Origin of the sequence: Mesorhizobium sp. WSM4887, assembly GCF_029625865.1 — a bacterium.
Classification (GTDB): Bacteria; Pseudomonadota; Alphaproteobacteria; order Rhizobiales; family Rhizobiaceae; genus Mesorhizobium.
In genome coordinates, this window is record NZ_JARTVP010000073.1 from 1 (window position 1) to 233 (window position 233).

Consider the following 233-nt stretch of genomic DNA (forward strand, 5'->3'; position numbering starts at 1 on the left):
GCCCCGGCCGCGGCCGCCCGCCCCCCCCCCCCCCCCCCCGCGGGGCCGGCGGGGGGGGGGGGGGGGGCGCGGCGCCCGCCCCCCCCCCCCCCCCCCCGCGGGCGGGCGGCCCGCCCCCCCCCCCCCCCCCCCCCCCCCCCCGGGGGGCGGGCGGGGGGGGCCCCCCCCCCCCGCCCGCGGCGGCCCCCCCCCCCCCCCCGCGCCCGGACGCTGCAGCTGCCAGAGGCGCTACG

General features: G+C 96.6%; 1 protein-coding gene. It reads left to right on the top strand.

What is annotated here, in order from left to right; genetic code table 11:
- Positions 1-233 (top strand): hypothetical protein (locus P9230_RS32505; protein WP_278121779.1); only part of this gene is annotated, 233 nt, incomplete at both ends.